Raw genomic sequence first — 12,813 nt, forward strand, 5'->3', positions numbered from 1 at the left:
CCAACGCCAACGCAGCGTCAGTGTCCCTGCGCCACCGCGTGGTCCATGGCAGCACAGAGGCCGATCAGCCCCGGGTACGGGGAATGAATCACGTACACCGGCATCGACGCCACATAGGCCGAGAAGCGGCCCTTGTCTTCAAAGCGGCGCCGGAACGGTGAGTTGGCAAACGCCGGCCCCAGACGCGGGACGATGCCGCCGCCGATGTACACGCCCCCGCGCGCACCCAGCGTGACCGCCAGGTTGGCCGCGATGGTGCCGAGAAACGCACAGAACGTATCGACGGCATAACGGCAGCGCGCGTGGTCGCCAGCGGCATCTTCCATCTCGCCCAGCGCGATGGCGGTGATGTCGGCCGCGCGGCGCAACGTTGGGCCTTGCTGCCAGAGATCGAAGCACGCACCCAGCGCCTCGTAGATCAGCTCCAGGCCCATGCCCGAAATCAGCCGCTCGGCCGACACATGGCCGAAGCGCTCGCGTGCGAAGCGCCAAATGACAGCTTCCTCGTCGTTCATCGGCGGAAAGGCGACATGGCCGCCCTCGCCGGCCACCGCGATGTAGCGGCCCTCCGCCGTCGGCAGCAGCGATGCGACACCCAGGCCCGTGCCGGCGCCGAGCAGCGCCCGCGGTGCATCGGCCAGGCTCGCGCCGCCGCCCACCTGTTCCAGCTCGTCTGCCGGCAGATACGGCAACGCATGCGCCAGCGCGGCAAAGTCGTTGAGCACGACGAAGGTGTCGAAGCCCAGCGATTGGCGCATCGCCTCGATCGAGAACGCCCAGTCGCGGTTGGTCATGCGGATCTGGTCACCCAGCACCGGATTGGCGATGCCGATGGCCGCATGGCGCACGCCAGCGGTTGCGATTTCCGGCGGCAGCGATGCCAGGTACGCGCGCATGGCTGCTTCCAGCGACGGATAGTCATCGCCGGCCAGCACACCGATGTGGGCCAGGCGCATGGGCGCCATCTCCACCGCAAAGCGCACGTTGGTGCCGCCCACGTCGGCCACCAGCCGCGGGTAGGCCAGCATGTCGGCCAATTGGTCGGCCCCCGTGCCCGCGTTCACCTCATGTAGTCCAATAGACATCGAGCGGCACCTCCCGCTGATGAATGACGTAGCTCACCGGCAGCGCGCGCTGTGCCACGCCTCGCGCGGCATCGTCGAACACACCGCGCTTGACCGGCCCGGAGATCGAAAGGAACAACCGCCGCGCCGCACACAGCGCAGACAGATTCAGGCTGATACGCCGATGCGGCGCTGTGCCCGGGCGCACAGGCAGATAGGCCGGCGCCTGCGTGCGATCGATGCCCTCGTTCAATTCGGGCGCGTCGGGAAACAACGATGCGGTATGCCCGTCGTCGCCCATGCCGAGTATCACTACGTCGGGTTGCTGAAACGGATCATTGGCAGTTGCCACGCATGCATCCACGTCAACCGATTCGCCATGCACATGCGGTGACAACACCAGCGGAAAAAAGCGCGCCGCTGCTGCCGCATCCTGCAACAGGTGCTCGCGGACAAGGCGCGCGTTGCTGTCGGCGTGCCCGGGCGGCACGGCACGCTCGTCGACCAGCGTGATCGACACATCAGCCCAGCGCAGTGGCAACACGCGCAGCGCGGCAAACAGCGCGATGGGCGAACGCCCGCCAGAGACAGCCAGGCACGCGCTGCCCTGTTCCTCGATCACATGCGTGAGCGTGTTGGCAACGGCCGCTGCCAGCGCTTGCACCTGCGCAGCGGCGTCCGGAACTGCGTGCCAGCGCATCGCCATTACATCTCCTCGTGCCAGGCGGCGTTGTCGCGCGAGAGCAGCGCGCTCGATGCCGCCGGCCCCCAACTGCCCGCGGTGTAACCCTTGGGCGCAATGCGCGCTTCGTTCCACGCTTCAATGATCGGCTCGACCCAGCGCCAGGCTTCGGCCTGTTCATCGCGGCGCACGAACAGGCCGAGCTTGCCGTTGACAGCGTCCATCAGCAGTCGCTCATACGCGCCGGCATGGCGCACGCCGCCGTGGTCGGTAAAGTCCAGATCCAGCGTGGACGGCTGCAAGCCCAGCGCCGCGCCCGGCGTCTTGGTCAGAAACTGCAGGCGGATGCTTTCTTCCGGCTGCAGGCGGATGACCAGACGGTTTTCCGGAAACTGGATCAGCGGCTTGGGAAACAGCGCGTGCGGCACATCGTGAAAACGCACCACGATCTCCGCGAGGCGCTGCGGCATGCGCTTGCCCGTGCGCAGGTAGAACGGCACGCCAGCCCAGCGCCAGTTGGCAATCTCGGCCTTGATCGAGACGAACGTTTCGGTACGGCTGTCAGGCGGAATGCCCTGCTCATGCAGATAGCCCTGCACCGGCTGCCCGGCGATGGCGCCTTCCTGATACTGGCCGCGCACGGTCTTTTCCGGCACCTCTTGCAGCGGAATGGGCTTGAGCGCCTTCAGAATCTTCAACTTTTCGTCGCGGATGGCGTCTTGGGACAGACTCGACGGCGGCTCCATGGCGACGATACACAGGAGTTGCAGCAGGTGGTTCTGCACCATGTCGCGCAGCGCGCCGACGCCATCGTAGAAGTCACCGCGCTTTTCCACGCCAAGCTGCTCGGCAATGGTGATCTGCACGTCCTTGATCCATTCGCGGCGCCACAGCGGCTCGAACAGCGCGTTGCCAAAGCGGATCGCCATCAGGTTCTGGACGGATTCTTTCCCGAGGTAGTGGTCGATCCGGTAGATCTGGTCTTCGGCAAAGAATTGCGCCACGGCAGAATTGATGCGCTCGTTCGACGCGAGATCGGTGCCCAGGGGCTTTTCCAGCACCAGCCGCACATTCGGCGTATTCAGCCCGACACGGGCGAGCTGCTTGCAGATGTCGATGAAGAAGCCCGGCGCCGTGGCCAGATAGCACACGGTCACTGGTGCGCGGTCCTCGCCCAGCGCGGCGGCCAGCCCGTCGAACTGCTCGGGCTTGCGGGCGTCGACCTGCTGATAAACGATGCGCTCGGCAAACGAAGCCCAGGCGTCGTCTGAGACGGGCGCCCCGGAGTACAGGCGCATGGTCGGGCGCGTTTCACGCTCCAGCAGGGCAAGGTAGCCGGCGGTCTCCAGCGGCTGCGTGCCGATGGCGAAGATCCGCCCGCGCGGGTGCAGTTCGCCGCCCTGATGCGCATCGAACAAGGCCGGAATCAGCTTGCGGCGGGCAAGATCGCCCGTACCGCCGAACAACACCATGTCGAATGCGGGCACCGACATCGTCATCTCCTGTGTGTGAGCCATCGATTAGGCTAGCCTAGCTGACTAGCAAGACAACACGTGTTTTTAGCTCATTTTGTAGTATTACTACATCGCGGGCAAGGCATTCATGAAACTGCCCCGGCAAGCGTTTCCGGCGAAACTTTTGCCGCGGGGCACCGGTTCTGGCGCGCCTTCTGGCACGCAATTCGCGTGCTCGCCCGTGTTAAGGGCGCTGCATCGGATGCGGTACCTGTGGAAAACCCTGCACCACATTCGGCGCATTTGTAGGAAAATTACAGCATTCCGTCCTGTCCGGACCTACCCCCCAGGAGAACCCGCATGGCCCTGCACCGCACTTTGGCCGCCGTCACCCAGCGCATCATCGACCGCAGCCGCGGCCCCCGCCAGGCCTATCTGGACGTCACCCGCAAGAACGCCGGCCGCAGGGTCGAGCGTACGCTGCTCTCGTGTACGAACCTCGCCCACGGTTTTGCGGCCATGCCGGGTGAAGCGAAGATCCGCCTGAAAGCGCTGGAGCGGCCGAACCTCGGCATTGTCTCGGCGTACAACGACATGCTCTCTGCCCACCAGCCGCTGGAGGCATTTCCCGCGTGGCTCAAGCAGGCCGCGCTGGACGCTGGCGGCACCGCACAGTTTGCCGGCGGCGTGCCGGCCATGTGCGATGGCGTGACGCAGGGGCAGGACGGGATGGAGCTGTCGCTGTTCTCGCGCGACACGATTGCCCTGTCGACAGCAGTCGCGCTGTCGCACCAGATGTTCGACGCGGCGCTGTACTTGGGCGTGTGCGACAAGATCGTGCCGGGACTGGTGATCGGCGCGCTGTCGTTCGGCCACTTGCCCGCCGTGTTCGTGCCGGCAGGCCCGATGACTACCGGCATCAGCAACGATGAAAAAGCCCGCACGCGCCAGCTCTACGCCGAGGGCAAGCTCTCGCGCGCCGACCTGCTGGAAGCCGAATCCAAGTCGTACCACGGTGCCGGCACCTGCACGTTCTACGGCACGGCCAACTCCAACCAGATGCTGATGGAGGTGATGGGCCTGCACCTGCCGGGCACCGCCTTCATCAACCCGAACACGCCGCTACGCGAAGCGCTCACGCGTGAATCGGCGCGCCAGGCGCTCAAGCTCGTGTTCAGCGGCGACCAATACACCCCCATCGCCGACGTGCTGGATGAGCGCGCCTTCGTCAACGGCATCGTCGGCCTGCTGGCCACGGGCGGCTCGACCAACCACACGCTGCACCTGGTGGCGATGGCGCGCGCGGCCGGCATCCTGCTCACGTGGGACGACTTCAACGATCTGTCGGGCGTGATTCCGCTGCTGGCGCGTGTGTACCCGAACGGCAAGGCCGATGTGAACGAATTCCAGGCGGCGGGCGGCCTGTCCATCGTGATTCGCGAGTTGATCGATGCCGGCCTGCTGCACGACGACGTGACGACGATCATGGGCAAGGGCCTGCGCCGCCATGCGCAAGAACCTTTCCTGGACGGTGACAAGCTGGTGTGGCGCGACGGCGCCGCCGCCTCGCTCGATACCAACATCGTGCGCGGCGTGGCCGAGCCGTTCTCGCCCGACGGCGGCCTGCGCGTGCTCGACGGCAACATCGGGCGCTCGGTCATCAAGGTGTCGGCGGTCAAGCCGGAACATCGCTTTGTGGAAGCGCCGGCACGCGTGTTCCTCGCGCAGGACGATCTGATCAATGCATTCAAGGCCGGTGAACTGGAGCGCGATTTCGTGGCTGTGCTGCCGTATCAGGGCCCGGCCGCCAACGGCATGCCCGAGCTGCACAAGCTCACGCCAACGCTGTCGGTGCTGCAGGAGCGCGGTTTCAAGGTCGCACTGGTGACGGACGGCCGCATGTCGGGCGCGTCGGGCAAGGTGCCGGCCGCCATCCACATCACGCCGGAAGCGCTCAACGGTGGGCCGCTGGCGCGTGTGCGCGATGGCGACATCGTCGTGCTGGATGCGGAAGCGGGCACGCTGCAAGTGCGCGTGCCGGAGGCGGAGTGGAAAGCCCGCCAGGTCAGCACGCCGGATCTCTCGCACTACCACGCCGGCGTTGGACGGGACTTGTTCTCGGGCTTCCGCCGCAATGTGTCGGCGGCGGAAGAAGGTGCCTGCACGTTGTTCGTATCGGCAGGCGCATAAGCCGAAGACGATCCACCGGTCGAGGCCCGATGCCTCGGCCGGCTGGTTACATCTACAGCATCGACTTGTCGATCGAGATGCCGAGCTCACCGGCCATCTGCTCGACAAGTGCCTGCAGCCTGGCCACCTTGTCGGCCAACTGCTTCTGCTCCGCCTTCAGCGCCTCGAACTCGGACGGCGCGATGGACTCATCAGCGCCGCCGGTTTGCCGAATCTCGGCCTGCGCAACTTCACCGCACAGCAGGTGCATCCAGCGGCTTTCACGCTCGCCCGGCATGCGCGGCAGCTTCACGACATAGGGCGGATCGTGCTCGGCCAGTTCGTCCAGAAACGCTTCAACGGATGAAATATCGGCAAAGGCGTGGAACCGCGCGGCGTTCAGTCGCAGCTCGGCTGCGGTCTGCGGACCGCGCAGCAGCAGCACCGTGAGCAACGCAATGGACTGGCTTGGCACACCCAGCACGCGGTTCATGTTGTGCTCGAAGCGCGGCACGCGGCTGCTGCTGCCTTCCATGACGAGGCTCATCGATTTCAACCCATCGATGGCCGTGAGGATCTCGGCTTCAGTCACGGACATGACCGGCGCACGTGCGGTTTTCTGGTTGCAGCCGGCCGCCAGCGCGTTGAGCGTCAGCGGGTAGGTGTCGGGCACCGTGTGTTGCTTTTCGACCAGAACGCCGAGCACGCGGCCTTCAAGCGCGGTCAGGGTGCGGATGGCGCGACGCTGTGGAGCGTCGGAATGGATGTTCATGATGGGACGGCGACGGATACGCTGTGGGTTGGGGCAAATCGGATCCCAGCATCATATCCGCCACGCGCAGGCAAGCGACCCTGCCTGCGCAACAGCAAGCGAAACTCAGCCCTTGGCCGGACCGCGCACCAACAACACCGGCGTGGTCGCCTGGCGGATGAACTTCTCGGCCACGCTGCCCAGCATCGCATGCGCCAGCCCACGGCGGCCGTGCGTGCCGATCACCACCACATCGGCGCCACTGCGCACCGCTTCGCCTTGCAGAGCGGCGGCCACATCTTCCCCCACGTTCTGCGTTTCCACCAGCACCGTTTCCTGCTGCAAACCGGCAGAGGTCAGCGTTGCGGCGGTGTCGGCCAACAACGCGGTGCCGGCCTGGATAAACGACTTGCGCAGCTCGGTCGGGTCGTAATAGCCGACGTCGAACAGCATGGCAGGGCTGTCGACGATATAGACCGCGCGGACAGTGCTCTGGAATGCCTTGGCCAGGCGCACGGCCTCAGCCAGGGCCAGCTTGCTGGTTTCGCTGCCATCAATGGCGACCAGGATCTTCTTGTACATGGTTCAAGCCTCGCAGGGGAGTGGTTGTCGGAATACTGTGCCGGGGCAGCAACATGGCCGCCTACGCACTATTCTGTGACATCCACGGCCCTTTTGCGTTGCGCCAGATCAGATGGCCGCGACCATGCGACGCAACAATGCACCGCCATCCGCCCGCCCCTACGCCCGAGTTGATTGCTGCTTACCGCAGCGCGCGGTATCGCGTCAGCACGCCGGAAGGCGACGTGCTGCTGCGCGTCGATGCCGTCAACCCATGCGTGGCGGCTCTGCTTGCGCAAGCCAACGCACCGTGGGCCGTCTTCGTGACGGCGCATCACCCTTTCTCCCACCCGGTGTCTGCCGATGAAAACGCTGCGCGGCAGGCTGAACTGCTCGCCTGGGCCATCGCGCGCGGCATGCCGTGGCTCGATGGCGAAGGCGGGCCACCGGAAGATTCCCCGGCAAACCCGTGGCCGCCCGAGCCGAGCCTGCTGCTGTTCATTGAAGACGAGGCCGTCGCCGACACCCTGATGCTCACGTTCGAGCAGAACGCCGTAGTGCTGTGCGATGCGCACGGATTTTGTACCTTGCGTTGGCACCCGTATCTGCCAGACTGATTTTGCACAGGGCACTTGGCAGACAGCGCTTTGCAGCACCCTAAGTGGCGCTTCCGATTCCTAAGTGCTTGCGTGGATACATCAGCAGGAGGTTTGTATGGAACTGCACATGCAATCGCATCATTGGGAGCGCCGCATGCCGGACTGGCTCGCCGCCAGCGTGGCAGGCCTCGTGGGCGGCGCACTGGTCATCGTGCTCGAGTTCTTCTGGTCAACCATGGTGCTCAATGAAAGCCCATGGCGCCCGACCCACAAGATCGCCGCCATGGTCATGGGCCGGGGCGCGCTGGAAGAGATGTCCCTGTTCAGCTACAGCATCGTGGCGACGGCGCTCGTGCTGCACTTCGTGCTGGGCGCGATCATGGGGATGATCCTTGGGGCCATCATCGCCCCGTTCCACTTCGACTCGAGCCCCGGCATGCTCGCAGCCGTTGGCGTGGTCTTCGGGATCGTGGCGTACGTGGTGAATTTCTACGGCATGACGGCCGTGTTTCCTTGGTTTGTGTCGGAGCGCGGCTCGGGGCCGCTACTGGCCAACCTGCTGTTTGGGGTGGCGGCGGCCATCACCTACGGCATGCTGGAGCGGCGCGTGGGCGAACCGATGCACTGATCCCCCGACCTTTTTTCCTGCGGCGCCGCAAGCTGAGCGGCGCCATCAGGAGGCGGCCGCCTCTGGCAACCCATGCCGGAGGCGGCCGCTTTGCATTGCGGCGCAGCACGCAGACGCCGCATTGGCGCGATCCGTACGCGCGGTGCGCCTCGTCCTTACGTTGCCTTGCACGATCCGGGTGCGCGACCTAGCCTGTCTTTAGCGTGTTGAGGGAATCCCTCGCCGGGAGGTGCCCATGGCCCTTGCGATTGCGCTCGTGCTGATCGTCGTGCTGGCGGTGGGGTTTCACTTTGCCAGTCCGTGGTGGATCACCCCGATCGCCTCCAACTGGGTGCGCATGGACGACACGCTGACGATCACCATCGTCATTACCGGCGTGTTGTTTGTCGCCATCAACCTCTTCGTCGTTGCAGCGCTCCTGCGCTATCGCCATCGCGATGGCCAACCTAACCAGCGCGCCGCCTACGAGCCGCACAACACGCGACTGGAATGGTGGCTGATCGGCGTCACCACGGTGGGTGTGGCGGCGCTACTGGCGCCCGGCCTGTTCGTCTATGCCGATTACGTGCGCCCGCCATCGAACGCCCTGCAGATGGAAGTGCTCGGCCAGCAATGGCAATGGCGCTTCCGCTTTGCCAGCCCCGGCGGCAAGCTCGGCACGACCGACGTGCGCTACATCAGCAACGACAACCCGTTCGGCATGAACCCGGCCGACCCGAACGGGCGCGACAACTACCTGATCGAAACCCCCGAACTGCACCTGCCGATCAACCGCCCGATCCAGGTGCTGGCGCGCTCGCGCGATGTGCTGCATGACTTTTACGTGCCGCCGTTTCGCGCACGCATGAACATGGTGCCGGGCATGGTCACCACGTTCTGGTTCACGCCCACCAAGGCGGGGCGTTACGACATCCTGTGCGCGCAACTCTGCGGTATCGGGCACTCCAACATGCGCGGCGTGGTGGTCGTGGAAGACGAGGCATCGTTTGCACGCTGGCTCGCGCGGCAGACCACCTTCGAGCAGAGCCAGAAGGCCAAGGTGCAGGCCGCCCCCGCCGCTGCCGGCGGCAGCGCGCAGGCATTGGCCGAGCAAGGCCACACGCTCGCCCAGGCCAAGGGCTGCGTCGCCTGCCACTCGGTGAATGGCAGCCCAGGCGTCGGCCCGACATGGAAGGGTTTGTACGGCTCCACCCAGACCATGGCCGACGGTTCGACCGCAGTGGCCGATGAAGCCTATCTGCGCGCCTTCATCCGCGATCCGAAAGCGCGTGTGGTCAAAGGCTTCGCGCCCATCATGCCGACCTTCGACCTGAGCGAGCAGGAGCTCGCAGCGCTGGTGGCGTACATCAAGGCGCAAGGTGGCGACGCAGCGGCGACCGCCACCAAACCGTAGCGAGGAGAAACCATGTCCTACGCACACGCCGACCACGGCCAGGATCACGCACCGCAAAGCTTCTGGACACGCTACGTCTGGAGCCAGGATCACAAGGTCATCGCGGTGCAGTATTCGCTTACGGCCATCGCCATCGGGCTGGTGGGGCTTGTGCTGTCGAACCTGATGCGGCTGCAGCTGGGGTTTCCGGGCAAGTTCGCCTTTATCGACGCCAACCACTACTACCAGTTCGTCACCATGCACGGAATGATCATGGTGGTCTACCTGCTCACGGCGCTGTTCCTGGGCGGCTTCGGCAACTACCTGATCCCGCTGATGCTGGGCGCGCGCGACATGGTGTTTCCGTTCCTCAACATGCTCAGCTACTGGGTGTATCTGCTGGCCGTGCTGGTGCTGGTGGCGAGCTTCTTCGTACCGGGCGGGCCCACCGGCGCAGGCTGGACGCTGTATCCGCCGCAGGCGATCCTGCCCGGCACGCCGGGCACCGAATGGGGCATCGTGCTGATGCTGGTGTCGCTGGCGATCTTCATCGTGGCGGCAACGATGGGCGGTCTGAACTACGTGACCACCACGCTGCAGGCACGCACGCGCGGCATGACGCTCATGCGGATGCCGCTCACCGTTTGGGGCATCTTTACGGCGACCGTGCTGGCGCTGCTGGCGTTTCCGGCGCTGTTCGTGTCGGCCATCATGATGCTGCTCGACAAAACCCTGGGCACCAGCTTCTTCGTACCGGCTGTGGTGTCGATGGGGCAGCAGCTCAAGCACAGCGGGGGCAGCCCGTTGCTGTTCCAGCACCTGTTCTGGTTCTTCGGCCACCCCGAGGTGTACATCGTCGCGCTGCCCGCCTTCGGCATCGTGTCGGACCTCATCAGCACGCACGCGCGCAAGAACATCTTCGGCTACCGGATGATGGTGTGGGCCATCGTCATCATCGGTGTGTTGTCGTTCGTCGTCTGGGCGCACCACATGTTCGTCTCGGGCATGAACCCGTACTTCGGGTTCTTCTTTGCCACCACCACGCTCATCATTGCCATCCCGACGGCGCTGAAGGTCTACAACTGGGTGCTCACGCTGTGGCGCGGCAACATCCACCTGACCGTGCCGATGCTGTTTGCCATCGGCTTTATCAGCACGTTCCTGATCGGCGGCTTGACGGGGCTGTTCCTCGGCAACGTCAGCGTGGACATTCCGTTGTCCAACACGTACTTCGTGGTTGCGCACTTCCACATGGTGATGGGCGTGTCGCCGATCTTGGTGGTGTTCGGCGGGCTCTATCACTGGTACCCGAAGGTGACGGGCCGCATGCTGAACGACACGCTGGGCCGCGCGCATTTCTGGATCACCTTCATCGGCACGTACCTGATCTACTTCCCGATGCACTACCTGGGCTTGCTCGGCATGCCGCGCCGGTACTACGCGTATGAGGGCTACAGCTTCATCCCGCCCTCCGCGCAGACGCTGAACACGTTCATCACCGTCATCGCCATCATCGTGGGCGTGGCGCAGTTGCTGTTCCTCTTCAACCTGGCGTGGAGCCTCGTGCGCGGCAAAAAGGCCGAGGCCAACCCGTGGCGCGCCACCACGCTCGAATGGCAGACGCCGCAGACGCCACCCGTGCACGGCAACTGGGGGCCGACGCTGCCGGTGGTCTATCGGTGGGCATACGAGTACAGCCCGCCCGGCCGTGCCGATGACTTCGTACCGCAGAGCGAACCACCCACCGGCGCACCCGACATGGGAACGGAAGCAGCGCCGGGCACCGACATCCTCCACACCAGCGGGGTGCGCACATGACGACCCTTCCCCGCCACTTTGTTCCCGATACCGCGCCTGTATTGCCGCACCCCGGGCGCATTGGCTTGCGTGTGTTCATGGCCGTGGTGACGGCGCTGTTCTCGCTGCTGATCCTGGCTTATGCCATGCGCATGCGCGAGCCGGATTGGATGCCGGTTCCGCAGCCGGTCCTGCTTTGGTGGAACACCGGCGCGCTGGCGCTGGCCAGCGTGGCCATGGAACTGGCACGGCGAACCGACGCACGCCGCACGATCTGGCTACTCGCGGGTGGCGCGCTTGCCGCACTGTTCGTGTTCGGGCAATGGGCAGCATGGCAACAACTGTCGGCCACGGGGCAAGGCGTGTCGGTCAACCCATCCAACAGCTTTCTATATGTGTTCACCGGCCTGCATGCAGCGCATGTCATCGGTGGTCTCGTCGTCTGGGCGGTGACGGTCGCGCGCCTGCACAGCAACGCCGATCGCACGCAACGTGCCGTTGCCCTCTGCGCGACGTACTGGCACTTTCTGCTGGCCGTGTGGCTCGTGCTGCTGGCCGCAATGTGGTGGATCACGCCCGCATTCGTCAGTGCCATCTGCGGGCCGCTGTACGGAGCCACGCCATGAGCAACCCCACGCTTCCCACCGACCCGGCCAACGCCTTGCCCGAAGGTTGGCCTGGCGTCGTCAACGACTGGTCTGGCGACCGCGAAGCCTTCAAGGTGCCGTGGGGCAAGGCCATGATGTGGATCTTCCTGCTGTCGGACACCTTCGTCTTCAGCAGCTTCCTGATCGGCTACATGACGGTGCGCATGTCGACCACGGTGCCGTGGCCCAACACGGCCGAAGTGTTCGGCATGAAGATCGGCGGCGTGGAGGTGCCGTTGCTGCTGATCGCCATCATGACCTTCGTGCTCATCAGCAGCAGCGGAACCATGGCCATGGCCGTCAACTTCGGCTACCGGCGCAACGCCAGGCGCGCCGCCGCGCTCATGCTGGCCACGGCATTGCTCGGCGTCTGCTTCGTCAGCCTGCAGGCATTCGAGTGGACCAAGCTGATCGTGCTCGAAGGCGTGCGGCCCTGGGGCAATCCGCTGGGTGCGGCGCAGTTTGGCGCATGCTTCTTCATGATCACCGGCTTCCACGGCTTTCACGTGACCTGCGGCGTGATCTACCTGTTGCTGATCGCACGCAAGATCCGGCAGCCGGGCTTTGCCGAACACGGCAACTTCCAGATCGTGGAGATCGCGGGCCTCTACTGGCACTTCGTCGATCTCGTCTGGGTGTTCATCTTTGCGTTGTTCTACCTGTGGTGAGGCAGCCATGAACCACACCGACCCATCTCCCACGCCAGCGGCGCCCGACACCCATGGCCAGCAGCACAGCATCAGCGTCTACCTGAAGATCTGGGGCCTGCTGTTCGTGCTCAGCACGCTGTCGTACTTGGTCGATTACTTTCGCGTGGAAGGCCTCACGCGCTGGGTGCTGATCGTCGTGCTGATGATCGCCAAGGCTGGGCTGATCGTCTCCGTGTTCATGCACATGATGTGGGAGCGGCTGGCCCTGGTGTACGCGATCCTGATGCCGCCGCTCGCGCTGCTGGTGCTGATGGTGTTGATGGCGGCGGAGGCGCATCACACGTTCGGGATGCGCATGTTGTTCTTCCACTGAGCCGCCTCTCGGCTGTCGTTTGACGGGCCGCCCCAGGCCGACAACGCCTACCTTTTCCGTCCAGTA

Annotated in this window: 13 protein-coding genes; 8 read left to right on the plus strand and 5 right to left on the minus strand. The window is 64.9% G+C overall.

All coding sequences use genetic code 11. The annotated features are described in order from the left end of the window. Window positions 1–17: 17 nt before the first annotated feature. Genes ACTJK6_RS19130 through zwf form a run of 3 tightly spaced genes read right to left on the minus strand, consistent with a single transcriptional unit; the run spans window position 18 to window position 3,239 of the window. Window positions 18–1,085 carry a glucokinase gene (locus ACTJK6_RS19130; RefSeq protein ID WP_440839853.1) on the minus strand — a complete coding sequence of 356 codons (1,068 nt, stop codon included), beginning with the start codon at window positions 1,083–1,085 and terminating at the stop codon, window positions 18–20. Then, window positions 1,066–1,770: a 6-phosphogluconolactonase gene (gene pgl / locus ACTJK6_RS19135; protein ID WP_260803461.1), complete on the minus strand. Its 705-nt coding sequence runs from the start codon at window positions 1,768–1,770 to the stop codon at window positions 1,066–1,068. The genes ACTJK6_RS19130 and pgl overlap by 20 nt, the downstream gene beginning before the upstream one ends. After that, entirely contained in the window at window positions 1,770–3,239 is a 1,470-nt protein-coding gene (zwf, locus tag ACTJK6_RS19140; protein WP_260803462.1) for a glucose-6-phosphate dehydrogenase, read from the minus strand. Before zwf ends, pgl begins: the two co-directional genes overlap by 1 nt. 321 nt (window positions 3,240–3,560) lie before the next feature. On the opposite strand from zwf, the gene edd reads away from it, so the two are divergent. Then, window positions 3,561–5,390 carry a phosphogluconate dehydratase gene (gene edd / locus ACTJK6_RS19145; protein ID WP_316879853.1) on the plus strand — a complete coding sequence of 610 codons (1,830 nt, stop codon included), beginning with the start codon at window positions 3,561–3,563 and terminating at the stop codon, window positions 5,388–5,390. Window positions 5,391–5,442: 52 nt separating this feature from the next. On the opposite strand, the gene ACTJK6_RS19150 is transcribed toward edd, so the two are convergent. Beyond that, window positions 5,443–6,141, minus strand: coding sequence for a YceH family protein (locus ACTJK6_RS19150; RefSeq protein WP_440839854.1), 699 nt, complete (start codon window positions 6,139–6,141; stop codon window positions 5,443–5,445). A 105-nt stretch (window positions 6,142–6,246) separates the two neighbouring features. After that, window positions 6,247–6,702 (minus strand): universal stress protein, encoded by a 456-nt coding sequence (locus ACTJK6_RS19155; protein WP_024977942.1) that lies wholly within the window; start codon window positions 6,700–6,702, stop codon window positions 6,247–6,249. Window positions 6,703–6,839: 137 nt separating this feature from the next. Between ACTJK6_RS19155 and ACTJK6_RS19160 the strand changes: the two genes are divergently transcribed. The 7 genes from ACTJK6_RS19160 to ACTJK6_RS19190 all read left to right on the plus strand — a co-directional run bounded on the left by ACTJK6_RS19160 (window position 6,840) and on the right by ACTJK6_RS19190 (window position 12,747). Then, window positions 6,840–7,298, plus strand: a complete 459-nt coding sequence (locus tag ACTJK6_RS19160; protein ID WP_440839856.1) for a DUF3293 domain-containing protein — start codon at window positions 6,840–6,842, stop codon at window positions 7,296–7,298. A 97-nt stretch (window positions 7,299–7,395) separates the two neighbouring features. Then, window positions 7,396–7,908, plus strand: a complete 513-nt coding sequence (locus tag ACTJK6_RS19165; protein WP_316879848.1) for a hypothetical protein — start codon at window positions 7,396–7,398, stop codon at window positions 7,906–7,908. Window positions 7,909–8,143: 235 nt separating this feature from the next. After that, window positions 8,144–9,301 carry a cytochrome c oxidase subunit II gene (locus ACTJK6_RS19170; protein ID WP_440839857.1) on the plus strand — a complete coding sequence of 386 codons (1,158 nt, stop codon included), beginning with the start codon at window positions 8,144–8,146 and terminating at the stop codon, window positions 9,299–9,301. A gap of 12 nt (window positions 9,302–9,313) precedes the next feature. Beyond that, window positions 9,314–11,098 carry a cytochrome c oxidase subunit I gene (ctaD, locus tag ACTJK6_RS19175; protein ID WP_322017997.1) on the plus strand — a complete coding sequence of 595 codons (1,785 nt, stop codon included), beginning with the start codon at window positions 9,314–9,316 and terminating at the stop codon, window positions 11,096–11,098. Continuing rightward, a complete protein-coding gene (locus tag ACTJK6_RS19180; RefSeq protein WP_322017996.1) occupies window positions 11,095–11,703 on the plus strand; it encodes a cytochrome c oxidase subunit 3 in 609 nt (202 codons plus the stop codon). Before ctaD ends, ACTJK6_RS19180 begins: the two co-directional genes overlap by 4 nt. Continuing rightward, complete coding sequence (locus ACTJK6_RS19185; protein WP_322017995.1) at window positions 11,700–12,392, plus strand: heme-copper oxidase subunit III family protein; 693 nt, start codon at window positions 11,700–11,702, stop codon at window positions 12,390–12,392. The genes ACTJK6_RS19180 and ACTJK6_RS19185 overlap by 4 nt, the downstream gene beginning before the upstream one ends. A gap of 7 nt (window positions 12,393–12,399) precedes the next feature. Further along, window positions 12,400–12,747, plus strand: coding sequence for a cytochrome C oxidase subunit IV family protein (locus ACTJK6_RS19190; protein WP_316677283.1), 348 nt, complete (start codon window positions 12,400–12,402; stop codon window positions 12,745–12,747). Window positions 12,748–12,813 lie beyond the last annotated feature (66 nt).

The organism is Ralstonia sp. 22086 (genome assembly GCF_052045975.1).
Taxonomy (GTDB): Bacteria; Pseudomonadota; Gammaproteobacteria; order Burkholderiales; family Burkholderiaceae; genus Ralstonia; species Ralstonia wenshanensis.

Excerpts from the sequence above, each read along its gene's own strand:
- zwf (WP_260803462.1), bottom strand. The coding sequence starts at position 3,239 with ATGTCGGTGCCCGCATTCGACATGGTGTTGTTCGGCGGTACGGGCGAT.
- ctaD (WP_322017997.1), top strand. The coding sequence starts at position 9,314 with ATGTCCTACGCACACGCCGACCACGGCCAGGATCACGCACCGCAAAGC.
- ACTJK6_RS19130 (WP_440839853.1), bottom strand. The coding sequence starts at position 1,085 with ATGTCTATTGGACTACATGAGGTGAACGCGGGCACGGGGGCCGACCAA.
- pgl (WP_260803461.1), bottom strand. The coding sequence starts at position 1,770 with ATGGCGATGCGCTGGCACGCAGTTCCGGACGCCGCTGCGCAGGTGCAA.
- ACTJK6_RS19160 (WP_440839856.1), top strand. The coding sequence starts at position 6,840 with ATGCACCGCCATCCGCCCGCCCCTACGCCCGAGTTGATTGCTGCTTAC.
- ACTJK6_RS19170 (WP_440839857.1), top strand. The coding sequence starts at position 8,144 with ATGGCCCTTGCGATTGCGCTCGTGCTGATCGTCGTGCTGGCGGTGGGG.
- ACTJK6_RS19190 (WP_316677283.1), top strand. The coding sequence starts at position 12,400 with ATGAACCACACCGACCCATCTCCCACGCCAGCGGCGCCCGACACCCAT.
- ACTJK6_RS19185 (WP_322017995.1), top strand. The coding sequence starts at position 11,700 with ATGAGCAACCCCACGCTTCCCACCGACCCGGCCAACGCCTTGCCCGAA.
- ACTJK6_RS19180 (WP_322017996.1), top strand. The coding sequence starts at position 11,095 with ATGACGACCCTTCCCCGCCACTTTGTTCCCGATACCGCGCCTGTATTG.
- ACTJK6_RS19155 (WP_024977942.1), bottom strand. The coding sequence starts at position 6,702 with ATGTACAAGAAGATCCTGGTCGCCATTGATGGCAGCGAAACCAGCAAG.
- ACTJK6_RS19150 (WP_440839854.1), bottom strand. The coding sequence starts at position 6,141 with ATGAACATCCATTCCGACGCTCCACAGCGTCGCGCCATCCGCACCCTG.
- ACTJK6_RS19165 (WP_316879848.1), top strand. The coding sequence starts at position 7,396 with ATGGAACTGCACATGCAATCGCATCATTGGGAGCGCCGCATGCCGGAC.
- edd (WP_316879853.1), top strand. The coding sequence starts at position 3,561 with ATGGCCCTGCACCGCACTTTGGCCGCCGTCACCCAGCGCATCATCGAC.